Below are 26064 nucleotides of genomic sequence, written 5' to 3' on the forward strand. Positions count from 1 at the left end.
TGGTTGATTAGGATAGGGCCCCGCTTGGTTCTAGCGCTTGTGGTGCGTAGAGTGGAGGTTTCTGTCTTGTCCTTTATGGCCTGTAAACTAGGCCGGTAGTAACGGACGAGTTTTAATCAAGAAGAGAGTAAGGCTAGATGTCTGAGCGCAGTTTCAACGATCGTAAGGGCGGCTCCGGCCGTGGGAACTACGGTGACCGCAAGAACGGTGGCCGTGACAACCGCCGTGGTGGTGGCCGTGGCTACGGTCGTGGTGAGGACCGCGATAGCCGTGATAACCGTCGCGGCGGCCGCGACGGTTGGGATGGGGAGCGCCGTAATGGCTCTCGTGACCGCAACGATCGCGGTGGCCGTGGAAATCGCGACGAGCGTCGAGGCAACGACCGTCGCAATGACGCACGCGGTAATGATCGCCGCGGTCGCGGTAATGGCGGTAAGCGCTTCGATAGGGCACATCCGCAGCGTTCCGGTTACCGCGAAGAGCGCATTAACCGTCGTATGACTGACCCAGACCTGCCTTCCGATATCAACATCGAGGACTTGGATCCGTCGGTGCTGCAGGACCTGCGCTCTTTGTCCAAGGAGAACATGGAGGCCGTCGCTAAGCACCTGATTATGGCCGGCACCTGGATGGATGATGATCCAAAGCTGGCACTGCGTCATGCGCGAGCCGCCAAGGACCGTGCCGGTCGTGTAGCCGTCGCCCGCGAGGCCAATGGTGTCGCGGCGTACCACGCGGGCGAATGGAAGGAAGCCCTGTCGGAGTTGCGCGCAGCCCGTCGAATCTCCGGTGGTCCAGGTCTGCTGGCCGTAATGGCTGACTGTGAGCGCGGCCTGGGGCGTCCGGAAAAAGCGGTCGAGCTTGGTCGCAGCGAGGAAGCACGCGAGTTGGATGGCGATTCCGCAATCGAGCTTGCCATCGTCGTCGCCGGCGCACGCATCGATATGGGTCAGGCAGAGTCTGCTGTTGTGACCATGCAGCGCGCTAACCCCAACAAGGAAGACCGCGGTGTTTCCGCATGCCGCTTGTCCTATGCCTACGCCAATGCGCTGCTGGAAGCAGGCCGCAAGGACGAGGCCAAGGAGTGGTTCAAGCATGCAGTCAAAATTGATGAAGGAGACTGGACCGACGCCGCCGAACGCCTAGCAGAGATCTAGTCATGAATATTCTCAAAGCCCACGATTCGCTTTTGCTCGACCTCGATGGCACCGTTTGGGAAGGCGGCCAGCCGCTGCGCTGCGTCGTGGATGTTATTAACTCCTGTGGCGTTCCCGCCGTTTACGTCACCAACAATGCCTCCCGGAGCCCGGAGGCTGTGGCTTCGATGCTTTCTGAGATCGGTCTGCTAGCCGATCCGGAACACATCGTGACTTCCGCTCAGGCTTCTTTGGTGCTCATGGCCTCGGAAATCCCGGCTGGCTCCAAGGTTCTCGTTATCGGTGCAGAGTCCTTCCGCACGCTCACGCGTGAAGCTGGATACCAGGTGGTAGACAGCGCCGAGGATAAGCCCGCAGCAGTGGTCCAGGGAATGGATAAGGCGATTGGTTGGAAGGAGCTATCCGAAGCTGCTTACGCCATCAACAACGGCGCTAAGTTCTTCGCCACCAATCTGGATACCTCGTTGCCCACCGAGCGTGGCTTCGCCGTGGGCAATGGTGCCCTCGTGGGGGCAGTCGCGGCGTCGACTGGCGTGGAGCCCATCTCCGCCGGCAAACCGGAGCCTGCAATGTTTACCTACGCGGCGAAAAAGGTCGGGTCGAAGAAACCTCTTGCCGTGGGCGACCGCCTAGACACCGATATTGCCGGTGGCAATGCAGCGGCGATGGACACCTTCCACGTGCTCACCGGTGTATCGGGAGAGCTGGAGCTCATCGAGGCTCCGGTAGCCCAGCGCCCGAACTTCATCGGTGCGGGCTTCCACGAGCTCTCGCTGCCCGTCGCGGTGGCAAAGCCCGGCGCACAGGGCGATTTCCGCGCCCGCTGCGACGGATATGACATTGTGCTGCAGGGCGGAAACGAAAAATCCACCTCCATCCAGGCGCTGCGCACCGTTCTTGAGGTTGCCTGGGCCATGCCTGAGCCGCCACGCTATATCCAGCCGCGCAGCGAGTTTGCTGAGAAGGCAGTAGCTGCATGGCGATAAAGCCACACGATCCGCGCGCCGTCATGGCGACCGAGGAAGTCGACGCCGCGATGTCTGAAGTCCTGGGCCAGCCCGCGACGTCGCTCAGCGAAGAAGTAGCCCAACTAGATAACGCCCACGCCGTGCTGCGTGAGGCCTTGCAGGAGAACTAATGCCACCACAACGGCGTCGTTTGGATGCAGAACTCGTCCGCAGGAAGATCGCTCGTTCTAGGGAACAGGCCGTCGAGATGATCAAGGCCGGCCGCGTTACCGTGGGCGGATTCAAGGCCAGCAAACCCGCGACCGTCGTAGAGCCGGAAGTCTCCATCAAGGTTGAGGCGGCTGACAATGATGACTGGGCTTCCCGCGGAGCACATAAACTGCTCGGGGCGCTTGAGGCCTTCGACGTCGACTTGAAAGATAAGCGTGTTCTCGACGCCGGCGCCTCCACCGGTGGTTTCACCGACGTGTGCCTGCGAAAAGGGGCTCGCGAGGTGCTCTCCGTCGACGTGGGCTACGGACAGCTGCTGTGGCGCCTGCAGAACGACGAGCGCGTAAAGGTACTCGACCGTACCAACATCCGCAATCTTGATCTAGACATCACCGAGGGGCCTTGTGATGCCATGGTGGGTGATCTTTCCTTCATCTCTTTGAAGCTGGTCTTGCCCGCCATCGTCGATGTGATGGCAGAGGGCGCATGGCTGCTGCCCATGGTCAAGCCGCAGTTTGAGGTCGGCAAAGACCGTATCGGCGCTGGCGGCGTCGTTCGTTCGTCGGAGCTGCGTCAGGAGGTCACTGAGGAGGTGGCGCGCTTTGCGCAGACCTTGGGGGTTAGCGTCAAAGGCGTGGCAGCCTCACCGCTCCCGGGACCTAGCGGAAACGTGGAGTATTTCCTGTGGCTGGTCAAAGACGGCCAGGTAACCAAAGATGAAGATATCGCTGAGATGGTGCGCACCGCCATTGAGGAAGGGCCACAGTGAAGCGCGAAATTCTGCTTGTCCCGCACGCCAGCCGTGCAGACAACCTCGAGTCCACTATCCGCGCTGCTGAGATTCTCCAGGAGGCCGGCATCACGGTCCGCGTCAGCGCGCCGGAACACGTGCTGCCAGAGTTGCAGCACGTTGAGCACACCCCGGCTGCGGCCGCAGGCTGCGAGCTCGTCCTCGTCCTAGGCGGCGATGGCACCTTCCTGCGTGCTGCCGACATGGCTCGCGCAGTCGATGTCCCGGTGTTGGGCATCAACCTGGGCCACGTGGGCTTCCTCGCGCAATGGGAAGCGGAATCCTTGGAGCGCGCGCTCGTGCGCGTTATCGATTGCGACTACGAGGTAGAGGACCGCCTTACTCTCGACGTCGAGGTCACTGACCGCTCAGGCAAGCTCATCGAGCGCGGTTGGGCACTCAACGAGGCCTCCATTGAAAACCTCAACCGTTCCGGTGTGCTGGACGCCATCTTGGAAATCGATGGCCGCCCGGTATCTTCCTTTGGCTGCGACGGCGTGCTAATTTCCACGCCGACTGGTTCCACCGCCTATGCCTTCTCCGCCGGCGGCCCGGTTCTCTGGCCATCCCTGGACGCACTCCTCGTGGTTCCCAACAACGCCCACGCGCTGTTTACCAAGCCGATGGTGGTCTCTCCACTGTCCAAGGTCGCGGTAGAGTCGGCCTCGGCTACCTCTCCGGCAATCGTCATCTTGGATGGTTTCCGCGAAATCGCGATGCCGCCTGGTTCGCGTGTGGAGGCGGTCCGCGGTGCGCATCCGGTCAAGTGGGTGCGCCTGGATGACCAACCCTTTACGGATAGGTTGGTATCTAAGCTCCGATTGCCAGTGCACGGCTGGCGCGGCCCGCAAAGCTAGGCTTTTTAAAAGAAAGGCAGGTGTGGCACAGACATGCTCGTTGATATCACTATCGAGGACTTAGGCGTCATTGAGCGCTCTGCGGCGGAGTTCGCGGAAGGTCTTACCGTCTTAACCGGCGAGACCGGCGCTGGTAAGACCATGGTTGTCACCGGCCTGCGCCTTCTGGCTGGCGGGCGTGCCGACGCCTCCCGCGTGCGTGATGGTGCACAGAAAGCAGCAGTGGAGGGGCGCTTTGCCACAGGTCGCGCGGCAGCCGCCGAGGTTGTGGAGTCCGTCGGTGGCGTCGCAGACGAGAATGGCGAATATATTGCCTCCCGCACGGTGTCGGCGGCTGGCCGCTCCCGCGCCTACCTGGGCGGACGCGCGGTGCCTGCTGCAACGTTGGGTGATTTTTCTTCCCACGTTTTAACGGTGCACGGCCAAAACGATCAGCTGCGTCTTCTTGCCCCCGAACAGCAATTGGCCGCGGTTGATCGCTCGCAGCCTTCCATCGCAAAGGTCCGCGATACCTACACCGAAGCTTTCCGCACTTGGCGCGAGCTCGCCAAGGACTATAAGCGCCGCACGGAATCGCGCCGCGAGCTGGCGCAAGAGGTAGATCGCCTGCAATTCGCAATCAATGAAATTGGCGAGGTCGCCCCAGAACCGGGCGAGGACACCGAGCTTGTTACCCTCATCCAGCGCTTGCAGGACGTTGATACCTTACGCGAGGCGGCAGCGACCGCGCTTTCGGCCGTAGACGGCGATGATTCTTTTGGCGAGGCCGAGGCTGCCTCCGCATTGTTGGGTCGTGCCAGCACCGCGTTGGTGGGCTCTAGCGATAAGGAGCTCGCGGCATTGGGCGAACGATTGAGCGATATCACCAGCCAGGTCTCCGATATCGCCGCCGAGCTGGGCACGTACTTAGAATCGCTTCCTGCCGACCCAAACCTGCTCGAAGAATCACTGCGCCGTCAGCAAGATCTGAAGCAGCTGACCCGCAAGTATGCCGCAGACATCGACGGCGTTTTGACTTGGCGTGACGCCGCGGCAGAAAAACTCGACTCCATGGACACCTCCGCCGAGGTTTTGGAAGAGCTCAAGGCTAAGGTCATGGAGGCCGAGAAACAAATGGTAGCTAAGGCCAGCGCGCTGACCAAGGCCCGCAAGAAGGCCGCGAAGAACCTAAGTAAGCAGGTCACCGAGGAAATCCACGGACTTGCCATGCCGAATTCCGCGCTCAACGTGGAAATCCGGGAAGCGAAGTACTCCAAGACCGGTGCCGACGAGGTGGAGTTTCAACTCAACGGCAAGCCGCTGGCAGGCGCGGCCTCTGGCGGCGAGCTTTCCCGCGTCATGCTGGCGCTGGAGGTCGTACTGGCGGATGGAGATGGTGCGACCATGGTCTTCGACGAGGTCGACGCCGGCGTGGGCGGCCGCGCCGCGGTAGAAATCGGGCGTCGCCTAGCGCGTCTAGCTACCTCCAACCAGGTCATCGTGGTCCCCCACCTGCCACAGGTTGCCGCCTATGCAGATAGTCACCTGCATGTCTCGAAGGAGAAATTCACCTCCGGTGTCAGCGATCTCAGCGCTAGCGAGCGGGTAGAAGAACTTGCCCGCATGCTCGCGGGTCTGGATGATACGGAGACCGGCCGCGCGCATGCACAGGAATTGTTCGATCGCGCTCAGGCAGAAGTGGCAGCGTTCCGCGCGCCTTCCACAATTTAAGTTTGTGACGGGGGACAATGGCAGACATGAGTCTGTTTTCCCGTAACTCCGATCTGCCTGGTGAACACGGTGCGCTGCGTGACTGCACCCCGGGCGGAAAGGGCATGAAGAAGTTCGTCGAAGGTGACTTTGCCGTCATCAATGCCGCCAATATTTCCCGTCAGGAAGCGCAGATGCTGGTCGATATCAAGCCTGCAGCTGTCCTGAACGTCGCAGAATTTACCACCGGGTCCATCCCGAACTACGGCCCGCACATGCTGTTGGACGCTGGTGTGACCCTGATCGAGGGCGTGGGCGAGGAATTCGTCTCCAGCTTTAAGGACGGCAAGAAGGCGCGGATTAATGAGGAAGGCGCCGTCTTCATTGGCGATACCGAGGTGGCCACGGGCAAGGTTGTGAGCCGCGAGAAGGCCGAGAAGAATTTTTCCTCCGCACAACGCGAGCTGATTGACCATATGGAGGCTTTCTTCGGCAACTCCATCGAGTTCATCCATTCCGAGGGTCCGCTGCTTATCGACGGCCTGGGCGTTCCGGATTCCGGCACTGAGATGGCAGGCCGCAAGGTGTTGGTTGTCTCGCCGTCCACGGACCATCGCAACAAGGTGAAGCTGCTGCGCAACTTCATCCGCGAATACGAACCGATCATCATTGGTGTGGATTCTGCAGCAGATACCGTGGTGGATTTGGGCTATAAGCCGGATTTTATTGTCGGTGATCCTTCCGAGATTAGCTCCGAGACTCTGCGCTGCGGTGCGCGCGTTATCTTGCCTGCAGATCCAGACGGCACCGCGGAGGGCCTTGAGCGCATCCAAGACCTAGGCATCGGTGCGATGACCTTCCCGGCGGCAACAGACTCCGCCACCGATCTTGCGTTGCTGCTGGCTGATTATCACGGCGCCCAGATGATTGTGCAGGTCGGGCGCTCCCTGGACCTGGACGATATCTTTGCTAAGCAAGAGCACGCTACTCCGGCTGCGATGCTTTCCCGTATGAAGGCGGGCACGCGCCTGGTGGATGCCGATTCCGTCATCAACCTTTACACCAACCCGAGCTCCGGCGGCATCGGATGGCTCTGGGCTCTGCTTGGCATCCTGGTTGCGCTGGCCGTGATAGTCATCATCGTGGGCTTGGGCGGCGACGCTTCCTTCGGTCAGAACCTCATCGATACCTGGAATAACTTTGCTTTGAGCGTGCAAGGATGGTTTAAGTAATGGCGGGTAAGTCACTTCTTGTTGCTGGTCTTGGTTTCGGCACCGCCGTGGGCGTGGCCTTGGGGGCGCTGGCGATTGCTCCGAATATGCCGTCGGGCGGCGCCGGAGGCGATTCATCGCTACGCGAGGAGTTCCAGAAGAAGGCTCAGAATGAGGAAGTGCTTAAGGCACAGGCAGACTCTAGCGACTCCGTCCTTGACAAACTGGCTCCCGTCGTAGTTGATGGCAGCTTGGCGCAGCGTCCCGTGCTGGTTATCTCTACTGGGGAAGCCAGCGAGGGCGACGTGCGCGCAATCCGTAGCTTGCTCAAGTCTGCGGATGCCGAAGACGCTGGCGAGATTAAGCTAACGGACGAGTTCTACCGCCAGGAGGGCGCGGATAAGCTGCTTTCTTTGGTTACTAGCGCATTGCCGGCGGGTGCCAAGCTTGATCCCAAGAAGGTAGATGCAGGCACGCACTCCGGTCAGGCGCTGGCCGCGGCCTTGCTGATGGACCCGAAGACCACCGAGCCACTATCTTCTACCAAGGACCGTGCGAACCTGCTGCAGGCGCTGCGCGATGCTGGCTATATCGACTATGAAGACGGGACTATTTTGCCTGCACAGGCCGTGGTTTACGTCGGTGGTAAGGGCTTTCCTGGTTACTACACCGATCAGACGGTCAATTTCCTAGAGGCCCTAGACGCGGCCGGCGGAAACACTGTGGTGGCAACACGCGTAGAGCAGGCTGCCGAAGATCGCGTCATTGGCAAGCTGCGTGAGGCCAAATCCGATATCTCGACGGTGGACTCCATCGACCGCACCACCTCGCGCATGGCTGCGGTTATGGCGGCAAAGGAGCAGCTCGACGGAGGCAAGGGTGCCTATGGTGCTGCTTCCTCAGCCGATGCGGCGGCGCCGAGCCTGCCGGAGGATCTCTAAATGGCTCATGACTTCGAGGTACGCAGCAGTGAGCTGCTTCTCGACGCCCCGATTATCGCAGTGCGCCGGGACGAAGTAGTGATGCCGGGCGGGACCACCGCCTACCGTGAGGTAGTAGAGCACTTTGGCGCTGTGGCTATCGTCGCGGTGGATGATGAAGAGCGCATCGCCATGGTCAATCAATATCGCCGTAGTGCGGATAGGCGCCTGTGGGAGCTTCCTGCTGGCTTGCTCGACATCAAGGGGGAGGACGAACTCACCGGAGCGAAGAGGGAACTGCAGGAAGAAGCCGGGTTGGCCGCTGAAGACTGGTCCGTGCTTGCGGATATAATCACCTCGCCGGGCTTCTGCGAGGAAGCCGTGCGCGTGTTTTTATCCCGTGGGTTAAGTGCTGTCCCGCGAATGGATGCTGAAGGCGATGAGGAAGCCGACATGGACTTCGCGTGGGTGCCGCTTGATGAGGCGGTCGATCGAGTGATTTCTGGTGACATCGTCAATTCGATAGCGGCCACCGGCATCTTGGCGGCCTATGTTGTTTATCGCGGCGGCCGCAAGACGCGTAGCGTGGACGAGCCTTTCGAGCTGCGCCCGACCGCGATGGCTGCGCGTCGCCCTGGCCCTGACTTGAAGAAGCTGTGAAGGCGGAGGGACTAGCTGCGACGTGGCTCAACCACCTAGCGGTGGAAAGAGGCGCTTCGGCCAATACCTTGAGCAACTATCGCAGGGATGTGCGTCGCTATTTGGGCTGGCTGGCTGACAATGGGGTGGATGATTTAGCGGCAGTCGACCGTGGCATGGTTGAAAACTACCTGAAGTTTTTGCGCGGCTCGATGGCCGCGTCGTCGGCAAGCAGGGCTCTCATCGTCGCCCGTGGGCTGCACAAGTTCGCCGTGGCTGAGGGCATCCTCGATGTGGATGTGGCTAGTGAAGTGACTCCTCCGAAGAATGCGCAGCACCTGCCGGAAACCCTGCAGATTGAGGAGGTAGAAAAGCTACTCGATTCGGTGCCTACGGGGGAAGTGGCCACTCCGATTGATATTCGCGACCGTGCGCTGCTGGAATTGCTCTACGGCACGGGTGCACGCATCACGGAGGTCACCTCTTTAACTGTTGATGATGTAACCGAAAACGATGGCATGTTGATGTTAACCGGTAAGGGCGATAAGCAGCGCTTGGTTCCGGTGGGATCACAGGCGCAAAAGGCCGTGGAGGAGTACTTGGTGCGGGGCCGGCCGGTTCTGTCGAAGGGCAAGTCCCATGCACTATTTCTCAATACGCGCGGTGGGTCTCTGTCTCGCCAAAGCGCATGGGCGGTGTTGAAACAGGCCGCCGCGCGGGCCGGGATTAAAAAGTCAATCTCACCGCACACGCTGCGCCACTCCTTTGCCACGCACCTATTAGAAGGCGGTGCGGACGTGCGTACCGTGCAGGAGCTGCTGGGGCATTCCTCGGTGACAACGACTCAGATCTATACCCACGTCACTGCGGATTCTCTGCGCGAAGTCTGGCGCACGGCGCATCCCAGGGCTTAGGCTTAAACGAATTTAAAAATAGACAGGAAAGTAAGTAGAACATGCTGAAAAATCTTGCCGGTGTAACGCGCGGGGCAAAGCTGGCTGCCGCAACAGCGGTAGTGGCGATGGTGCTGGCGGTAGCGCCTGCGCAGGCACAGGACGCCTCAGTCTCTGTCCCAGCGGGCCAAACTTCGACCGTGTCTTTACCGGTCCCTGTGGACGTAAGTTATGCCGGTGAGGGCTGGAACATCAATGCCTCCGGCGGATCAGCCACGATTACCGCACCGCCCGAAGGCGGCCAAGTCACGGTGCCGGTAACCTACGAAGGCACGACCATTAGCCTGACGCTCGTGGCCGATGGTTCGGTCACCCAGGAAGACCTGAATAATGCAGGCGAGGACATCGCCAATGGCGGAGACGGCGGGGCAGTGCTGCATGGCGGCGGTGGTGCTGCCGGTGGCCCGCCTGGTGGCGGTGCCACTGGTGAAGGCGCTGGCGGCGGTGATAACGGCGACGGTGGTTCTGCTGGTGAAGATTCTGGTTCCGGGACTGGCGCTGATGGTGGCGCTGCTAGTGGCAATGGCACCCAGGGCGGTGTGCCAGGCGGTGACCCTGCGAATAATCCGGCGGCAGCAGGTGGAGTCGATGTGTCGCAGGCGGAGTACATCAACCTGGATGCAACGATTGAAGGCCAGACCATCACGGCGCAAATGGGTGTGATGCAGGCGCTGGATCTGTATAACCGCTTCAAGGACACCGACGAGGCTGGCGTTACGTTGCGCTATCTCAATGCGAAGGGCGAGTTCATCAAGGGCGTTAAGCGCAAGGTGGATAAGTCCTCGCGCACGCTTGAACTGACCTATCCGGAAGGCCAAACCCCGGATAACCCGTTCATCATGGAGCTGGTCCGCGATTCCGATAACGCGGCGGTGCTCGTAGTGACGCTGACGGACCCAAATAAGGAAACTGCCGGGGAAGTGCCCAACCCTGACAATGGCTCCGGTGAAGGTGCCAATGCGGATTCGAAGAATGGTTCTTCGATTCTTCCGTGGGCTATTGGTGCCGGCGGCGTTCTGCTCTTAATTGTGCTGGGATGGCTGCTTTCGCGTCGCCGTAAATCAAGCCAAGAGGCTGGATAGGTACGCTTTATCGCGACAAAAGGGTCAAAGCGGGTACTCTATAATCACAACGTTGTAATCAGCCACTCGCATCGGGTGGCATTGGTGATCGATTTGTGGTCAAGGAAGCAGGTGTGACTGTGGGCGAAGAGGGACTGTTTGCAGCCTCTGAAGCGCAGGTGGGGCTGACTGGGCGTCCAATCCGTGAGCTGCCAGATCCAGCTCCGTTGGAAAAGCACGGGCCAGCAACCATCATCTCGATGTGTAATCAAAAAGGTGGCGTTGGCAAGACCACCTCGACCATCAACATGGGCGCGTGCCTTGCAGAGCTGGGCCGTAGAGTCTTGCTCGTTGACTTGGACCCGCAGGGTGCACTGTCCGCAGGCTTGGGCCTGACCCATGACCAAATCGAGGACACCATCTATGACGTGATGTTGGATAGCCAGACTTCTATCCATTCCGCCATCCAGCACACTGGTGTACCGAACCTCGACCTTGTGCCGGCCAACATTGACTTGTCGGCCGCCGAGATTCAGATGGTCAACGAGGTTGGCCGTGAGCACACCTTGGCCCGTGCGCTGCGCCCGATTCGCCGTGATTACGACTTCATCATCATTGATTGCCAGCCTTCTTTGGGCCTGCTTACGGTCAATGCTTTGGCGTGTTCCCAGGGCGTCATTATTCCGATGGAGTGCGAGTTCTTCTCCTTGCGCGGTCTGGCTCTTTTGACCGATACCGTGGACAAAGTTTCCGAGCGCATTAACTTCGACCTTGAGGTCATGGGCATCCTGGTCACCATGTTTGACCGCCGCACCAAGCATGCCCGCGAGGTCATGGACCGTGTTGTCGAGTACTTCGGTGACAAGGTCTTCGACACCGTCATCACGCGTACGGTCCGTTTCCCGGAGACTTCCGTGGCCGGTGAGCCGATTACCAGCTGGGCACCGAGCTCCCAGGCGGCGCAGCAATACCGCAACCTCGCTAAAGAGGTTATTGAGCGCTCCACCGTCTAGGAAGTTTATCCGTGACCCAACCGGAGATTACGGGCTTTCGAATTGCACTGCGCAACTTCGAGGGCCCTTTTGATCTGCTGCTCCAGCTGATTCAGTCGAAAAAGTTGGACGTAACTGAAGTGGCGCTTTCTGAGGTCACCGATGAGTTCGTCGCGTACACCCGCCAGCTGGGGGCTACTGCAGATTTGGATGAAACCACCGAGTTTCTTCTCGTGGCTGCCACGTTGCTGGATTTGAAGGCGGCCCGCCTCTTGCCGCGCGGCGATGTCGACGATCTGGAAGACCTTGAGCTGCTCGAAACGCGCGACCTTCTCTTCGCCCGGCTTCTGCAGTACAAGGCTTATAAGCAAGTTGCCGACCAATTCGCCCAATGGCAGCGACAGGCGCGGCGCCGCTATCCGCGTGCCGTCTCCATGGAGAAGGCTTTCGTGGAACTTCTCCCGCCGGTCCGCCTGGGCCATACGCCGGCCTCGTTTGCCGAGCTGGCTGCCAGCGTATTCCGCCCCAAGCCGCCGGATGAGGTGGCTACGGGCCATATTCACCAAGTGGCAGTGTCTGTGCCGGAACAGGCCGGCAAGATCCTCAGCACACTTAAGTTGCTGGGCGAGGGCCAGTGGATGAGCTTTGCTGCTCTCACGCGTGATTGCACCGTCTCGATGGAGGTTGTCGGCCGCTTCTTGGCATTGCTGGAGCTCTACAAGGCCAAGGCTGTCGACGCCGAGCAGCCAGAGTCCCTCGGGCCACTGGAACTTAGCTGGACCGGTCTCGACGTGGACCCTGCCGTGGTGGCGGCTTCCAACTGGGATTAGACCGGTGGAGTAAATCCCGGCCTGGGATTAATGCCGGCTCGCATTAGGCCAGCTGTGTCGGTGCAGTACAGTATCCGGCATGGAACTTCCGCTAATCTCGCAGCAACGTTCGCGCCTTGAATCGATTCTTCTGGTGATTGATTCGCCGGCCTCCGTTGAGTCTTTGGCTCGCGCGCTCGACCTAGAGGAGTCCGTGGTCAGTGATCACTTGCGGGCGATCCAACGCGAATTCGATTCCCGCGGATCGGGGATTGATCTGCGCGAGACGGCGGAGGGCTGGCGCTTTTATACCCGCCAGGAAAACGCGGATGCGGTAGAAGAGTTCTTGCTTGATGGCTCGCAGACCAAGCTCTCCCGTGCGGCGCTGGAAACCCTTGCTGTGGTTGCCTATCGCCAGCCGGTCACCCGCGCCCAGGTTGCTGCGGTGCGTGGCGTCAACGTCGATGGTGTGATGCGCACGCTCACCGTGCGTGGTCTCGTACGCGAGCTGCCGCAGGAAGGCCTAGCACACCGCTACGAAACCACCGAGCTTTTCTTGGAGCTGCTGGGCATTGACTCGCTGGAGCGCCTGCCGGATCTTGCACCGCTTTTGCCGGATATGGAACAGATCGATTCCGAATATTAGGTATTCGCACGGTGCGCGGCAGTGGGGTAGCATTGCGCAGGTAACTTCATAACTTCTACTGATAAGGACACTTATTGTGACCCCACCCGCTCGCCGAGACGGCACACCGGAAAAGAAGCAGCGAGACAGCGAGATGCTTGTCTCCAATGCGAAGCCGGCCCGCCATCAACACGTCGACAAGCGTGAACGCGCAAATAGGAAAAAGAAGGCCACCGCAGATTCCGTCGCCCGCGAACTGGGCGCAGATTGGCTGACCGAAGGCAAGTCGAATAACTCCAAGGGCGAACGCCTCCAGAAGGTCTTGGCCAAGGCAGGTGTTGCCTCCCGCCGTCACGCCGAAATCATGATCGATGCCGGCCGCGTTGAGGTTAACGGCAAGATCATCATGCAGCAGGGCGTACGCGTCGACCCAAACGTGGACATCATCCGCGTCGACGGCGTGCGCATCAACGTCAATGAGGAAACCCAGTACTTCATCCTCAACAAGCCGCGCGGTCTGCAGTCCACCATGAGCGATGAACTGGGCCGCCCCTGCATCGGCGACCTCATCGGTGAACGCGTGGCCGCAGGCCAGCGTCTGTTCCACGTCGGCCGTCTGGACGCCGATACCGAGGGCCTTATCCTCATCACCAATGATGGTGAGCTGGCCAACCGCCTGATGCACCCGAAGTACGAGGTGCGCAAGACCTACCTCGCTACCGTTTTAGGCGAGGCTGGCAATGGCTTGGTACGAACCCTGAAGGAAGGGGTGGAGCTCGAGGACGGCTTGGCAAAGGCCGACTATGTCCAGGTCGTGGACAAGAACCAAGGCTATTCCTTGGTTCGCGTTGAACTGCACGAGGGCCGCAAGCACATCGTCCGCCGCATGCTCAAGGAAGCTGGCTTCCCAGTCCAGCGTCTGGTTCGCACCAAGCTGCACACCCTGCAGCTGGGCGAGATGAAGCCAGGTATCTTGCGTGCGCTCAACTCCAGCGAGTTGGCCAGCCTTTACAAGGCGGTGGGGATGTAATGGAAGGAAACATGATTTCAAACATGCCTGAAGGCGGCCTCATCCTGGCCGTCGACGGTCCCTCCGGCACCGGCAAGTCCACCACCTGCCGTGCTTTGGCTAAGCGCCTCGACGCAAAGTACGTCGACACTGGCGCCATGTACCGCGTTGCCACGCTCGCAGTTCTGCGCGCTGGCATCGACCCAGCTGACACGGATGCGGTCATCAAGACCACTACAGACTTGCCGCTGGAGGTCTCCGATGATCCGGATTCCAAGCAGGTCCTCTTCGACGGAGAGGACGTCTCCCGCGTCATCCGTGAGGACGAAGTCACCCGCAACGTTTCCGCAGTTTCGGCGGTCCCCGAGGTTCGCCAGAACTTGGTGGAGCTGCAGCGCAAGCTAGCCCGGGATGCGCACCGCGCCATCGTTGAAGGCCGCGACATCGGAACTGTGGTGCTTGCCGACGCCCCGGCGAAGGCATTCATGACCGCCTCCGCTGAGGTACGCGCCCAGCGCCGCCACGATCAGAACCTCGCCGCAGGCTTGGAATCTGATTTCGCCACCGTCTTGGCAGACGTCGAGCGCCGTGATGCCGCGGATTCTTCCCGCGCCACCTCGCCGCTGCGTCCAGCTGAAGACGCCACCCTCGTCGATACCTCTTTCATGAGCCTGGAAGAGGTCCTCGACGCTCTCACCGAAATTGTGAAGGAGTCTGCACATGTCTAAGGGTTTTGCAGGTCAAGAAGACAATAACGCCGCAGGCGACTTCGATACCCAGTTCCACTATCCAGTGGGAAAGCTCGAAGAAGAAGTAGCCCGTGACCCGCACGGCGGCTGGGCCCCGAGCGATTTCGATGCCGAAGAATTCGACTACGAATTCGACGAGTCGGAGCTCGAGAACGGTGAGTTTGATGATTCCGAGTTCGGCGACGCCGACTTCGGTGAAGACTATGAGTCTGACGGCGAAGAGCCAATGAGCGAGGAGGAGTGGGAAGAACTTTCCCGTGCCTTCGGCGTGCAGGATTCCCACACCGAGGAAAACCTCTGCACCGTGGCTGTTGTTGGTCGCCCAAACGTGGGCAAGTCCTCCCTCGTAAACCGTTTCTTGGGCCGCCGTGAGGCAGTGGTGGAGGATCACCCAGGCGTTACCCGTGACCGCGTTTCCTATATCGCAGACTGGAACGGCCAGCGCTTCCTCGTCCAGGACACTGGCGGCTGGGACCCGAACGTCAAGGGCATCCACGCTGCTATTGCTCGCCAGGCAGAGCAGGCCATGGCAACTGCAGATGTCATCGTCTTCGTGGTCGACACGAAGGTCGGCATCACCGAGACCGACTCTGTTATGGCACGCAAGCTGCAAAAGTCCGAGGTTCCGGTCATCTTGGTCTCCAACAAGTTCGATTCTGAGACCATGTACGCCGATATGGCCGAGTTCTACGCTTTGGGCTTGGGCGATCCTTGGCCGGTTTCTGCGCAGCATGGTCGCGGTGGCGCGGACGTTCTCGATGAGATCCTGCGTCTTTTCCCCGAGGAGCCGCGCCATTCTTCGATTACTTCCGGACCGCGTCGCGTGGCGCTGGTGGGTAAGCCGAACGTTGGTAAGTCCTCGCTGCTGAATAAGCTGACCTCCGAGGAACGCTCCGTCGTGGACAATGTGGCGGGTACTACGGTCGACCCAGTTGACTCACTGGTGCAGCTTGATCAGCGTCTCTGGAAGTTCATCGATACTGCTGGCCTGCGCAAGAAAGTCAAGAACGCGCAAGGGCACGAGTATTACGCTTCGCTGCGTACCCGCGGCGTAATTGACGCTGCTGAGGTGTGCATCATGCTTATCGACGCCTCCGAGGAGGTCTCTGAACAGGACCAGCGTGTGCTCAACATGGTTCTCGAATCCGGCAAGGCTCTAGTCATCGCGTTCAACAAGTGGGACCTGATGGACGAGGACCGCCGCTACTACCTGGATCGCGAGATCGACGAGCAGCTGCGCCACCTGCCATGGGTTACCCGCGTCAACATCTCCGCGCAGACCGGCCGCGCCCTGCAGCGCCTGGAGCCGGCGATGATCGAGGCCCTGGAGAGCTGGGATCAGCGTGTATCCACCGGCCAGCTTAACAACTGGCTGCGTGAGGCTATCGCTGCGAACCCGCCGCCGATGAAGAACAACCGCCTGCCGCGCGTGCTCTTTGCTACGCAGGCATCGACGCAGCCGCCAACAATAGTGCTGTTTACTACTGGCTTCTTGGACGCTGGTTATCGTCGCTATCTGGAGCGCAAGTTCCGCGAGCGTTTCGGCTTCCACGGTTCTCCGGTGCGCATCGCGGTGCGCGTGCGCGAGCGTCGCGGTAAGAACTCTAAGCGCTAACGCGATCAAAAGGCGAGCTATTTTCCACCCCCGCAAGGTGTGACGAATAGCTCGCCTTTTTGGTTCTGTGATGTTATGCCCGTTCGAATAATTTAAATATGTGTAATTGATTTGGTTTTCCGAAAGGCACGACATGTTAGCCTCAGTTCTCGATCCCGCCTCAGTAGTGGCGATCGTTCTTCAAGTCATCGTCATTCTCTCCGCGCTGTTGCTCGGCACCCGCTACGGCGGCCTCGGCTTGGGCCTTATCTCCGGCATCGGCCTTATCGTCATGGTCTTCGTCTTCGGCCTAGCTCCGGGCGAGCCACCGGTGGACGTGATGCTGACCATCATCGCCGTCATTGGCTGTGCGGCTACGCTGCAGCAGGCGAGGGGCCTCGAAGTGATGATGCAGTTCGCGGAGAAATTCCTGCGTGCGCATCCAGAACGCATCACCATCTTGGCTCCGCTTACCACCTGGTTCCTGACCGTTCTATGCGGTACCGGCCACGTGGTCTACACGATGTTTCCCATCATCGAGGACATCGCCCTGAAGAAGGGCATTCGCCCGGAGCGCCCAATGGCGGTTGCTTCGATCTCTGCGCAAATGGGTATCACCGCCTCGCCAGTTTCCGTTGCTACGGTGTCCCTTGCCTCCATTATTGCTGAGAACGCTGGTATCACCGGCACGTCTTATTCCATCCCGCAGATCCTCATGGTCGCCATTCCGGCATCGCTTTCCGGCGTCTTCCTGGCTGCCCTTTGGTCGCTGCGTCGCGGTAAAGACCTTGATAAGGACCCGGTCTTCCAAGAGAAGATGAAGGATCCAGAGTTTGCCAAGACCATCTCCGCCTCCAGCCACTCCCTGCTGGACGAGGTATTCCCGGCGTCGGCAAAGCGCTCCGTTGCAGTCTTCCTATCCGCCATCGCTATCGTGGTCATCTTGGGCGCATTCGACGTCCTGCGTCCTTCCTTCCCGAATGAGGACGGCGAGCTGAAGGCCCTGTCGATGAACCTGGTCATTCAAATGGTCATGCTGGTTGCCGGTGCAATCATCCTGATTTTCTGCGACGTCGACAACAAGAAGATCGCCTCCACGCCAGTGTTCAAGGCGGGCATGACCGCAGTGTTCTCGGTCTTCGGCGTGGCCTGGATGGCCGATACCTTCTTCGAAGCCCACATCGACTCTCTGGAATCTAATCTGGGCGGAATTGTGGAGTCCGCTCCGTGGGCTTATGCCATCGTCCTGATCGTCGTGTCCAAGCTGGTCAACTCCCAGGCCGCCGCTCTGGTAGCCATTGCGCCGATCGGACTGTCCCTGGGCATTGACCCAGCCATCATTGTTGGCTTCTACGGTGCCGCCTATGGCTACTTCATCCTGCCGACCTACCCTTCGGACCTTGCCTGCATCGGGTTCGACCGCACCGGCACCACGCACATTGGCAAGTTCGTGGTAAACCATTCCTTCATCATCCCCGGCGCGATCTCGGTGTTTACCTCCTGCGTCGTGGGCTCCCTGCTGGCGACAGTACTTCTCTAGTTCTAGACTCTTCTGGTTCTAGTGCGCTCGGCGCAGCAAAAAGGCATCCGTGCGATACGGGATGTCGATTAGCTGGCCGGGTGCAAAGCCCATGTGCTCGAAGAGGTACCAATTAAGGTTATAGGTCATGCGCTCATGGATCTTTTCTCCGTTGCGCAGCCAATAAGAGCGGGTGTGCATCAATTGATGTAGCTGTTCCGGGGAGAGCGTATGCGCCCAGTTAAGCCGCAGTTCGCGCTCGATTTCCCAGGGAGGGGCAAGCTCGGGGAGAAAGCCGGGGCGCTGGATATCGCCGGAGTGCATGATGCGGGCCAGGCGCAGGATCCACGGGACGGCGCCGACGTCGAGGGGGTTCCACACTAGAAGCACCTTGCCGCCTGGCCGCACGATGCGATCGAATTCTCTACAGGCTTTTTCCACATCGACCCAGTGCCAGGTCTGGGCGCAGGCAATGGCGTCCACGGAGGCGTCGGCAAGCGCAGTGCTCTCCGCCACCGCCCGCCAGGCTGGAATACCAAGCTGGGTGCGCAGCACGCGCGTCATGTCGGGGGAAGGGTCGCAGGCCAGAACGACGGGATTGTGCAGGGTCTGCGTGAGCTTGCCGGTGCCAGCGCCGATATCGACCACTGTGTGGGCATCCGCTATTAGTGCGGCTACTTCGGCAGGGTAGCTGGGGCGCACGTCATGGTAGTTATCGGCGCCCTGCACGAAAGCACGTGCGGAGGCTGTACGATGTTCCGCCCCCTTGAAGGTAGGGGTTTGCTTCTCCGAGGCCTTGCGGTAACTCGGATAGTGCGCGGGGTTGGGCAGTTGAGAAGTCATATGGACTTATAACCTACCGTGTTAGACGGTTCCGGAAAATTATCCAAGCTGAAATAGAATGGGTCACCATGTCGAGACTTCCCGTACCTCAGGATTCACGGTGGCTTTTAAAGACCGTGTTTTCTCGGCGCGAAAAGACGATCCCTGCGGCCGTATTGATGTCCGTTTCATTCTTGTGCAACGGCATGACCCCAGTTGTTGTAGGAAACGCTATCGATGGAGCGATTGCTTATCAGTCCTTTTCCTCTTTGCTGCGCTGGTTGGGGATTTTGCTTGCTATTTTTTGCGTTAATGCGTCGGCGGCATGGTGCGCGCGCGGAATGTTTTCCCGAGCCATGCTGGAGGTTGGCCATGACTTGCGCATGGCGGTGACGGATCGCATTCAGGATCCCCGTGGGATTGGCGGTGCTAAACATACGGCGGGCGAGTTATTGTCCATCGCGTCCTCAGATACCAAGCGCGTGTCTGATGCGGTCATCATGACTGTCTTTCCCGTGGCGGAAGTTAGCGCCATTGTCTACGTCGCGGTGATGACTTCGCGCGTTAATTGGGCGCTGGGAATTGCGATCTTGCTCGGGGGACCGCTGGTGGTTTGGTTTTCTCTGCGTGCGGCGAAGCCTTTGCGGCGGCGCTCGGGCGCGCGTCAGGCTGCCCTGGCACAAGCTTCCGCGATGGCCACCGATGTGGTTGACGGCCTGCGCATTCTGAAAGGCCTAGGCGCTATCGCGACGGTGCGGCGCCGTTATTCGTTGGTATCGGACACGGCCTATACAAAGACGGTTTCTGCCAACGGTGCCCGCGCGCGGCTGAATGCCACGACGGAAGCGGTCGGTTCCATTTACGTCATCGTGGTGGCTTTGGCCGCCGCGGCGATGGCGGTAAAGGGCGCGATGAGCGTTGGGCAACTCATTACAGTGGTCGGCCTAACGCAGTTCGTCATCACGCCGATGACGATGATGGGCAAAAACATTGCCTCGCGGTGGGCGGCTGCGCAAGCCAGTGGTCGCCGCATTACGGCTTTGCTCAACGCGCCTTTCCGTGAGGCGGCGGATGCTAGGGATCCTGGCTGGCAGCCTGGCCTGCACGTCATCAAGGGGGCGGCGCCTGAGGAACTTGTTGACCTGCCGCGGAATCGTTACCTAGTTGCTCCGCATGCGGCGGATCTTTTTGCAGGTTCCGTTGCGTCCAACATTGCTGCGGATAAGGCTGCGGCGCAACGAGCGCTGCATGTCGCGGCGGCGGAGGATATTCCCGGCGGTCTGGAAAAGGAGGTCGGCGAAAACGGCGGTGCGCTGTCTGGTGGTCAGCGTCAGCGCGTTGCGTTGGCGCGCGCCATAGCGGCTGATGCCCAGATACTCGTTCTGCAGGACCCGACCACTGCGCTGGACTCGGTGACAGAACAGGTCGTCGCTGAGCGCGTGCGTGACGCCCGCCGCGGGATGATCACCGTGGTATATACCAATGCTCCTGCATGGACCGCAGTGGCCGATAGTGTGAGCGAGCCTGCTGCAGCCGCGCATGCGAGCGAAGGGGAGGACATCTAATGCGTTTTCCTACTGCAACCTGGCCACAGGTCCGCCGCAGGGTGGGCGAACACGTGAAGGCGTTACCGAATGCGGGCAAGGTCTGTTTCCTGGCGCTGGCATTGCTTACCGGTGGCGCGGTGGCCAATGTCTATATCCCGGTGCTGCTGGGCAAGATTGTCGATGCGGTAGTTGAGGAGAGCGGGCAGCTGCGCAGTCTCAGCGGCATTGGCATTGGGCTCATCGTGGTTGCGATTGCCTCGGCGGGGCTTTCCGCAGTCGGTTTCTACCTACTATCGCGCGTTACTGAGCGAGTAATTGCGAACCTGCGCGAGGAGACTGTCGGCACGGCCTTGGGCCTGCCGGTCCACCGCGTGGAGGAGGCTGGCTCAGGCGATTTAGTCTCACGTTCAACGGATGACGTCGCCGAGCTTTCCTCCGCCGTGACAGAGACAGTGCCGGTTCTTACGAGCTCGCTGTTTGCCATCTGTACTACCGCCATCGCCCTGGTAACCCTGGACTGGCAGTTCTTGCTGGTGGTGGTTTGTGCCGCGCCGATTTATTTCTTTGCCGCGCGCAACTACTTGCGCCATGCGCCGCAGCGCTATGCAGACGAGCGCGCCTCCATGGCGGAGCGTGCGCGACGCATCCTGGAGACAATCCGCGGCCGTGCCACTGTGCGGGCCTATCAGATGGAGCCACAGATGCGTGATCGCATCAATAGCGCGTCCCGTGAAGTAGTTGAGCATGGCTTCGCCGCAAGGCGCACGATGATGGTCTTGCAGCTATGGATCACCACCGTGGAGCTGGTGATGTTGAGCGTCGGCCTTTTGGTGGGCTTTTGGGTCACAACGCAGGGCGCGATGACGGTGGGTTCAGTAACGGCGGCGATGCTGATGCTTATCCGTCTGCGTGGCCCGCTGCTCGGGCTTATGCGCGTGCTGGATACGGTTCAGTCGGGCTATGCCTCTCTCGCACGCATCGTTGGCGTTACCACGGATCCGCCCGCGGCAATTCCGCCCGCGGGTGCTCCGGCTCCGCGCGGTGAGGTCGCGATGGAGGACGTTAGCTTTAGCTATGGCGATAACGCGTGGGCGGTGCGTGATGTCAACGTCAGCATCGCGCCAGGCCAGTCCATCGCACTGGTGGGTGCTTCCGGCGCGGGAAAGACTACAGTTGCGGCGCTGCTGGCTGGCCTGCGCGTGCCGAGTGCTGGCAGCGTCAAGGTTGATGGGGTAGAGGTCTCGCGGCTTTCCGACGCCGAGCGAGTTACCCGCCTGGCCATGGTCTCCCAGGAAGTCCACGTCTTTTCCGGCACGCTGCGCGATGACTTGTCCCTGGGAAAACCCGATGCCAGTGATGAGGAAATCTGGCAGGCACTGCGTGCCGTGCAGGCGCACTGGGTTGAGGACTTGGCCGATGGCCTTGATACAGTCGTGGGCGCTTGGGGCATTCAGCTGGACCCCGTTGCAGCGCAACAACTGGCGCTGGCTCGTATCATGTTGCTGGATCCGGCAATCGTGGTGCTAGATGAGGCAACTGCGGAGGCCGGTTCGCGTGGTGCGGGCGCACTCGACGCGGCTGCCGATGCCGTCACAAAAGGACGCACGTCACTTATGGTTGCCCACCGTCTTGACCAAGCCGCCAAGGCTGATTGTGTGCTGGTTATGGAAGATGGCCGTGTGATTGAACAGGGCACTCATGCGCAGCTGCTAGATTCTAAAGGCCGATATCAACAATTGTGGAACGCGTGGCAGAAAGGACGTGACTAAGAAGGTGTCCCTTAATGCTCGTTGTTCCAACTTGTGGTGGGCTTTTGCCAGCTCTACTCGGAGCAGCCTAAAGAAATCACTGCTTGTGCTGTTTTGTCTAAATTTGGCTTTTGCCACAGCTTGTTCGGCAACGCCAACGCAGGAGCCTGCGCCAGAGTCCGGAACGCTCTGGGATAAGGACTCTGACCTCGGCATCCCTGTCTCAGCGCCTTTGGATGGCCCGGAGCCAGGTCAAACCAAGCAGATTAATATGCCGAATGGCCGCAACTTCCTGCTGCATGTGCCGGAAGACTATGACGCGGATAAGCGCTGGCCAGTGGTGATGGTCTTCCACGGTTGGGGCGAGAAACCCAAGACCATTGAGGGCTATACGGAGTTCAACTCCGCGAAGGCCATTCTGGTTTATCCAGAAGGTGAGGATAATGCTTGGACGCCGGCGCCTTATGCGAAAACGAGCGAGGAAGAAGACCTTAAATTCGTTGCAGACATGGTTGATAGCTTGCGTGCTACCTATGCGGTAGATGATGACCGTATCTTTGCCGCGGGCCTATCCAACGGCGGTGGATTTGCTGCCTTTTTGGCGTGCCGTATGCCGGAGACTTTCCGCTCTATCGCAACGGTGTCTGCGGCCTATTATGAGGGCATTCACCAGGGCTGTTCGGAAGCCCCAGTCGGCCGCCTCGATATGCACGGCACCGATGACCCCGTGGTGGAGTACTACGGCGGAACCCGTCATGCCACTAAGTACGATTCGGTAGCGGAAGTCATGGAGCAAAACCGGCGCCGGAATGAATGCACCACGCAGATCTCAACGACGCAGCTGGTTAACAACGCTCTGCAGCAAACGTGGATTGGTTGTAAGGCTCCGCTGCAGCACATCCGTATCGGCGGCGGCTCGCATATCTGGCCGGGCGGGCTTGCCGACGATCGCGCGGAGGTAGGCAAGGGCTTTGCCACAGACCGCGTTCTCGATTTCTTCGGTATTCCAGGTCGCCCCGCAGGCACCATTGACCCAGAATCTGGCAAGAAAACGAAGTAGTCTTGCTAATCCTGCAGGACGTAGTGTGCAAACTTAGCGTTTGGTACGGCGGCGACGCGGCTGACGCAAATGTCTGCGACCGTCTTGTACCCCGCGGCAAAAGCCGGGCCTTTGCTATCGGTAGGTTGCGGCATCTGGACCAAGTGAAAGCTGCGGGAGCCGCCGTCGCTGCTGTTGAGTTCCAGGACCGCCTGAGCGGTAGTGCCGGATCCGGCGAAGAAATCAAGCACTACGGCGTCGGGACCGCCGGCGATGGCGATGAGGTGCTTGATAAGGCGCACTGGCTTCGGGAAATCGAACACGCCCTGAACTCCCATGACGTCCTCCGCATCGCGGCGTCCAGCGCGTGTGACGCCAAAGCGTTCACCGTCCAGGATGGAACGTGGCCGCGCGCCCTTTTTCTGATAGTTCTTCGTGTAGACAAAGCCGCGTCGAAAGACCAATTGCTCATAGTTGGCCTCGACCTTATCTTTGCCCCAGCGCCAGCGTGCGACCTTGTCTTTGCCGGCTGGCTGGTCGGGCCAGTATTCGCGGCCTTGGGGATCAGCGATGGGAAAGTCTAGGGAAGGAAGATAACCCAGTGTCTTGGAGTCCAGGCGGACCAGCGAATAGTTTCCCTTCTCGTCGCTGAAGTTGTACTTGGTCGTGGTATGCCCTTCAGAATCGGCGTTGAAACCGGGGTTAGCTGGGGACTTGGCATAAACCAAAATGTACTCGTGCTCGACCACCGCGTATTTGGAGTCGTTCTTTCCAGTCCCGCCCTTTTTCCAGATCAATTGTCCGGCAAAACAGTTCTCACCGAATATTTCATCCAGCACTTTGCGTACGTTGGCACTTTCATCTTCACCGATGGAGACAAAGATAAAACCGGTGTCTTTGAGGACCTGTCGCGCGAGGATGAGCCGGGGGAGCATCATAGACAGCCACTGCGCATGCCAGCCGCTATAGCTGCCGGAGTTCATTTTGCGGCGGTTGCGGTAATTGTCCTTGTAAACAAAGTCTTTGCCGGTGTTATACGGAGGGTCGATGTAGATGACATCGGCAGCAAAGCCATCTGCCACCATCAGCTTGAGCGCGTCGAGGTTGTCGCCTTCGACAATGGAATTGGAACAAGCTGCCGGCGTTGACACTGCAATCTTTTGCTTGGTGGTCGCAATTTTGGCTTGTTCTGCTGCTTGCGCCTTGCCTGGCCAGACAAGCCCAAAGAATTCCTCTTGGGCTTGGAAATCGGCAGTTGGAGAGCTCGCGGAGTCGCTGTGGGTTGAAGTCATGACTGAAAAGCGGATGAGTTTTGGTGGTGGGGGAAATGATGGGGGCTGGGTCATCCTCCCATGCCGCGGCTTTCATTTTTGCAAGTTTGCGCGCGTTCCGATGGAAAACGCCAGAAAACGACCGCCAGGAGCATTTGCGTGATGTTCTGCTACGCTAGCATCCCCTAATTTTACTTAATTTGTTGACTCTTATATTGCTGGAATAAATACTTAAAACCGGGGGTGGACTCGGGGGTGTTATTGCAGGTGAATCCTGAGAAATCTGAAAATTTTAAGGAAAGGTGGATGGACTGCGATTGTCCGAAATGGCGGGCCTATTCCCGTCTTTAAATAATTCTTTATGGCATGAACTGGCAAACGTATGTAGCGTGGAAAAAGCATTCGCGATGAAGGGGTTTAGCCTTCATCGGGGAGTGCGGTGAAAGATATATCGAAAGTATTTTAGAAAGGTTGGGATGCTAAATGGGTATCTTCGACAAGGCAAAGGACGCACTGAACTCCGACAAGGGCGAGCAGATCTCCGATAAGGGCCTCGACAAGGCTGCTGAGGTGGCAGAGCAGAAGTTCGGCGAGGACAAGGCTGACAAGATTCAGCAGGGTCGCGACAAGCTCGATGACCAGATCGGCAACGCTGGCGCCTAAAGCTTATTGTTTGATTGGGGCCTAGCCAGTGTCCCAATCTCGGTGAATTAATCCAAAGCTCTCGGCAACTTGGTTTGCTGGGAGCTTTGTGGGTTTTAGGCCGGCACCTCCATCGGAGGGCAAAGCTCGGACATGTTGGCTATGTCATATGTGTTTGCTTAATTGATGCTGAGCGCATCAATTTTCCCGGAACGGATACCTAGACCACAGTAGGGTGGAGTGCGTGAATACACCTGTAGATGCTCGCTTGGCCTCGGGTTCGCCACGACAGTGCATGCTAGATCTGGCAGTTCGCGTCATTGCGCGCGCCGGACGCGATGCCGTTGCAGTGTGTACCGTCGCCGAACAGACCGATGTTGAGGTCAAAAAGGCGAAGAAGCTTTTTGCATCTGATGAGCAATTGGCTGATGAGGCTAAAGCTTACCTCGACAAACTGGTCATCCACTATCTAGATGAGCAAGAAAAGTACTTAAGCCCTGATGCCACGGCGCTCGATCGTATGCGAGCCATGGCTACTGGCTTTTTCGAGTTCGCGCAGAAGCATCCGGTCTATTTCGACGCCTTCACGTTTACGCAAGCAGCTCCGAGCCTGCACTCTTATGAGCTGAGCTTCGATGATTATCTCCAGCGCTCCGGCAAGCGCCCCACGCTGGATGTTCTGCTCAACATCGCACGCGATTGCATAGAGGAAGCTGGCGGACCGCGCGATGCAGACTTGGTCCGTATCCAAGCCGTGAGCCTTTTGGTTGGTGTCCACGGTATCTCCCATCTGTGTACCACGGGCGTGCTTCGACATCTTTCGCCAACCGCGAAGAAGCAGACTTTCAATGCCTGTTTGGACTACCTAAGCGCCGGGTTGGCAGTAGGTTTCGCGCACGGTGCTATCCCTCCGCAGGATCCAGTTGCGATGGGAGGTGGCCTCCCAGCTGATAAAAGAATTCGCGCCAAAGATTTGCCACGCGGCAACGATGGGGAAGTAGTTAGGGCTCTACTGCGCGGCGCGGTGGAGGACATCGTCGCCTCCGGCCTTAGCAATATGCATCTCGGCACTGCCGCCGAACGTGCTGGTATCGATTTCGACCGGGCGACGCATTTTATAGAGGGAGATCAAAAGCTCCTTTCCTTATTGGAAAGTCATATCGATGCCATCGCACACGAGCATCTCCGCGAACAGATGCGTTACGCAGGCGGGAAGAGTCTCGGTTTTAGTACGATGAAGGCG

25 protein-coding genes are annotated in these 26064 nt (G+C 59.2%); 23 read left to right on the forward strand and 2 right to left on the reverse strand.

Features of this window, described 5'->3' with window-relative positions; all coding sequences use genetic code 11:
• The first annotated feature begins 137 nt into the window (after positions 1–137).
• From HMPREF2724_RS12405 to HMPREF2724_RS06890, 18 genes are all read left to right on the forward strand, one after another.
• Positions 138–1157 (forward strand): tetratricopeptide repeat protein, encoded by a 1020-nt coding sequence (locus HMPREF2724_RS12405; RefSeq protein WP_061926108.1) that lies wholly within the window; start codon positions 138–140, stop codon positions 1155–1157.
• A 2-nt stretch (positions 1158–1159) separates the two neighbouring features.
• Entirely contained in the window at positions 1160–2143 is a 984-nt protein-coding gene (locus tag HMPREF2724_RS06815) for an HAD-IIA family hydrolase (RefSeq protein WP_061926111.1), read from the forward strand.
• The gene (locus tag HMPREF2724_RS12875; RefSeq protein WP_162839580.1) at positions 2134–2295 is read left to right on the forward strand and encodes a hypothetical protein; all 162 of its coding nucleotides are present in this window, start codon (positions 2134–2136) and stop codon (positions 2293–2295) included. The genes HMPREF2724_RS06815 and HMPREF2724_RS12875 overlap by 10 nt, the downstream gene beginning before the upstream one ends.
• The gene (locus HMPREF2724_RS06820) at positions 2295–3104 is read left to right on the forward strand and encodes a TlyA family RNA methyltransferase (protein WP_061926114.1); all 810 of its coding nucleotides are present in this window, start codon (positions 2295–2297) and stop codon (positions 3102–3104) included. Before HMPREF2724_RS12875 ends, HMPREF2724_RS06820 begins: the two co-directional genes overlap by 1 nt.
• Complete coding sequence (locus HMPREF2724_RS06825) at positions 3101–3982, forward strand: NAD kinase (protein WP_061926116.1); 882 nt, start codon at positions 3101–3103, stop codon at positions 3980–3982. Before HMPREF2724_RS06820 ends, HMPREF2724_RS06825 begins: the two co-directional genes overlap by 4 nt.
• Before the next feature lie 33 nt (positions 3983–4015).
• A complete protein-coding gene (recN, locus tag HMPREF2724_RS06830; RefSeq protein ID WP_070587943.1) occupies positions 4016–5692 on the forward strand; it encodes a DNA repair protein RecN in 1677 nt (558 codons plus the stop codon).
• Positions 5693–5718: 26 nt separating this feature from the next.
• Positions 5719–6903 carry a putative cytokinetic ring protein SteA gene (steA, locus tag HMPREF2724_RS06835; protein WP_062034945.1) on the forward strand — a complete coding sequence of 395 codons (1185 nt, stop codon included), beginning with the start codon at positions 5719–5721 and terminating at the stop codon, positions 6901–6903.
• Positions 6903–7823: a copper transporter gene (locus HMPREF2724_RS06840; protein ID WP_070455591.1), complete on the forward strand. Its 921-nt coding sequence runs from the start codon at positions 6903–6905 to the stop codon at positions 7821–7823. Before steA ends, HMPREF2724_RS06840 begins: the two co-directional genes overlap by 1 nt.
• Positions 7824–8462 (forward strand): NUDIX domain-containing protein, encoded by a 639-nt coding sequence (locus tag HMPREF2724_RS06845; RefSeq protein ID WP_070432945.1) that lies wholly within the window; start codon positions 7824–7826, stop codon positions 8460–8462.
• Entirely contained in the window at positions 8459–9355 is an 897-nt protein-coding gene (gene xerD / locus HMPREF2724_RS06850) for a site-specific tyrosine recombinase XerD (protein WP_070432944.1), read from the forward strand. Before HMPREF2724_RS06845 ends, xerD begins: the two co-directional genes overlap by 4 nt.
• Before the next feature lie 41 nt (positions 9356–9396).
• Complete coding sequence (locus tag HMPREF2724_RS06855) at positions 9397–10476, forward strand: hypothetical protein (RefSeq protein WP_070497061.1); 1080 nt, start codon at positions 9397–9399, stop codon at positions 10474–10476.
• 113 nt (positions 10477–10589) lie between these two features.
• Positions 10590–11468: a ParA family protein gene (locus HMPREF2724_RS06860; RefSeq protein WP_201040812.1), complete on the forward strand. Its 879-nt coding sequence runs from the start codon at positions 10590–10592 to the stop codon at positions 11466–11468.
• 11 nt (positions 11469–11479) lie between these two features.
• Positions 11480–12277, forward strand: a complete 798-nt coding sequence (locus tag HMPREF2724_RS06865; RefSeq protein WP_061926140.1) for a segregation and condensation protein A — start codon at positions 11480–11482, stop codon at positions 12275–12277.
• A gap of 79 nt (positions 12278–12356) precedes the next feature.
• On the forward strand, positions 12357–12902 hold the full coding sequence (gene scpB / locus HMPREF2724_RS06870) for an SMC-Scp complex subunit ScpB (protein WP_061926143.1): 546 nt from the start codon (positions 12357–12359) through the stop codon (positions 12900–12902).
• Between the two features lie 76 nt (positions 12903–12978).
• The gene (locus HMPREF2724_RS06875) at positions 12979–13911 is read left to right on the forward strand and encodes a pseudouridine synthase (protein ID WP_062040699.1); all 933 of its coding nucleotides are present in this window, start codon (positions 12979–12981) and stop codon (positions 13909–13911) included.
• 11 nt (positions 13912–13922) lie between these two features.
• Positions 13923–14618, forward strand: coding sequence for a (d)CMP kinase (cmk, locus tag HMPREF2724_RS06880; protein WP_070455594.1), 696 nt, complete (start codon positions 13923–13925; stop codon positions 14616–14618).
• Positions 14611–16254: a ribosome biogenesis GTPase Der gene (gene der, locus HMPREF2724_RS06885; RefSeq protein WP_070455587.1), complete on the forward strand. Its 1644-nt coding sequence runs from the start codon at positions 14611–14613 to the stop codon at positions 16252–16254. Before cmk ends, der begins: the two co-directional genes overlap by 8 nt.
• A gap of 133 nt (positions 16255–16387) precedes the next feature.
• Positions 16388–17773, forward strand: a complete 1386-nt coding sequence (locus HMPREF2724_RS06890) for an anaerobic C4-dicarboxylate transporter (protein ID WP_070587946.1) — start codon at positions 16388–16390, stop codon at positions 17771–17773.
• A gap of 18 nt (positions 17774–17791) precedes the next feature.
• Here HMPREF2724_RS06890 and HMPREF2724_RS06895 read toward each other — a convergent pair whose 3' ends face one another.
• A complete protein-coding gene (locus tag HMPREF2724_RS06895; protein ID WP_070587948.1) occupies positions 17792–18595 on the reverse strand; it encodes a class I SAM-dependent methyltransferase in 804 nt (267 codons plus the stop codon).
• A 68-nt stretch (positions 18596–18663) separates the two neighbouring features.
• Between HMPREF2724_RS06895 and HMPREF2724_RS06900 the strand changes: the two genes are divergently transcribed.
• From HMPREF2724_RS06900 to HMPREF2724_RS06910, 3 genes are all read left to right on the forward strand, one after another.
• Positions 18664–20139, forward strand: coding sequence for an ABC transporter transmembrane domain-containing protein (locus HMPREF2724_RS06900; protein WP_070587950.1), 1476 nt, complete (start codon positions 18664–18666; stop codon positions 20137–20139).
• A complete protein-coding gene (locus tag HMPREF2724_RS06905) occupies positions 20139–21890 on the forward strand; it encodes an ABC transporter ATP-binding protein (RefSeq protein WP_070587952.1) in 1752 nt (583 codons plus the stop codon). Before HMPREF2724_RS06900 ends, HMPREF2724_RS06905 begins: the two co-directional genes overlap by 1 nt.
• Before the next feature lie 103 nt (positions 21891–21993).
• Complete coding sequence (locus HMPREF2724_RS06910; protein WP_246816163.1) at positions 21994–22929, forward strand: CE1 family esterase; 936 nt, start codon at positions 21994–21996, stop codon at positions 22927–22929.
• Between the two features lie 5 nt (positions 22930–22934).
• On the opposite strand, the gene HMPREF2724_RS06915 is transcribed toward HMPREF2724_RS06910, so the two are convergent.
• Positions 22935–24200, reverse strand: coding sequence for a site-specific DNA-methyltransferase (locus HMPREF2724_RS06915; protein ID WP_070588181.1), 1266 nt, complete (start codon positions 24198–24200; stop codon positions 22935–22937).
• 462 nt (positions 24201–24662) lie between these two features.
• Between HMPREF2724_RS06915 and HMPREF2724_RS06920 the strand changes: the two genes are divergently transcribed.
• Positions 24663–24842, forward strand: coding sequence for an antitoxin (locus HMPREF2724_RS06920; RefSeq protein WP_061926171.1), 180 nt, complete (start codon positions 24663–24665; stop codon positions 24840–24842).
• Between the two features lie 223 nt (positions 24843–25065).
• The coding region (locus HMPREF2724_RS06925; protein ID WP_141748357.1) for a WHG domain-containing protein at positions 25066–26064 on the forward strand (999 nt) is incomplete at its 3' end.

This window comes from Corynebacterium sp. HMSC071F07, from assembly GCF_001810285.1.
Classification (GTDB): Bacteria; Actinomycetota; Actinomycetes; order Mycobacteriales; family Mycobacteriaceae; genus Corynebacterium; species Corynebacterium simulans.

Bases quoted from the DNA above. Each gene is read 5' to 3' on its own strand.
- HMPREF2724_RS12405 (WP_061926108.1), top strand. From the start codon at position 138: ATGTCTGAGCGCAGTTTCAACGATCGTAAGGGCGGCTCCGGCCGTGGG.
- HMPREF2724_RS06815 (WP_061926111.1), top strand. From the start codon at position 1,160: ATGAATATTCTCAAAGCCCACGATTCGCTTTTGCTCGACCTCGATGGC.
- HMPREF2724_RS12875 (WP_162839580.1), top strand. From the start codon at position 2,134: ATGGCGATAAAGCCACACGATCCGCGCGCCGTCATGGCGACCGAGGAA.
- HMPREF2724_RS06820 (WP_061926114.1), top strand. From the start codon at position 2,295: ATGCCACCACAACGGCGTCGTTTGGATGCAGAACTCGTCCGCAGGAAG.
- recN (WP_070587943.1), top strand. From the start codon at position 4,016: ATGCTCGTTGATATCACTATCGAGGACTTAGGCGTCATTGAGCGCTCT.
- steA (WP_062034945.1), top strand. From the start codon at position 5,719: ATGAGTCTGTTTTCCCGTAACTCCGATCTGCCTGGTGAACACGGTGCG.
- HMPREF2724_RS06840 (WP_070455591.1), top strand. From the start codon at position 6,903: ATGGCGGGTAAGTCACTTCTTGTTGCTGGTCTTGGTTTCGGCACCGCC.
- HMPREF2724_RS06845 (WP_070432945.1), top strand. From the start codon at position 7,824: ATGGCTCATGACTTCGAGGTACGCAGCAGTGAGCTGCTTCTCGACGCC.
- HMPREF2724_RS06855 (WP_070497061.1), top strand. From the start codon at position 9,397: ATGCTGAAAAATCTTGCCGGTGTAACGCGCGGGGCAAAGCTGGCTGCC.
- scpB (WP_061926143.1), top strand. From the start codon at position 12,357: ATGGAACTTCCGCTAATCTCGCAGCAACGTTCGCGCCTTGAATCGATT.
- cmk (WP_070455594.1), top strand. From the start codon at position 13,923: ATGATTTCAAACATGCCTGAAGGCGGCCTCATCCTGGCCGTCGACGGT.
- der (WP_070455587.1), top strand. From the start codon at position 14,611: ATGTCTAAGGGTTTTGCAGGTCAAGAAGACAATAACGCCGCAGGCGAC.
- HMPREF2724_RS06890 (WP_070587946.1), top strand. From the start codon at position 16,388: ATGTTAGCCTCAGTTCTCGATCCCGCCTCAGTAGTGGCGATCGTTCTT.
- HMPREF2724_RS06895 (WP_070587948.1), bottom strand. From the start codon at position 18,595: ATGACTTCTCAACTGCCCAACCCCGCGCACTATCCGAGTTACCGCAAG.
- HMPREF2724_RS06900 (WP_070587950.1), top strand. From the start codon at position 18,664: ATGTCGAGACTTCCCGTACCTCAGGATTCACGGTGGCTTTTAAAGACC.
- HMPREF2724_RS06905 (WP_070587952.1), top strand. From the start codon at position 20,139: ATGCGTTTTCCTACTGCAACCTGGCCACAGGTCCGCCGCAGGGTGGGC.
- HMPREF2724_RS06915 (WP_070588181.1), bottom strand. From the start codon at position 24,200: ATGACTTCAACCCACAGCGACTCCGCGAGCTCTCCAACTGCCGATTTC.
- HMPREF2724_RS06920 (WP_061926171.1), top strand. From the start codon at position 24,663: ATGGGTATCTTCGACAAGGCAAAGGACGCACTGAACTCCGACAAGGGC.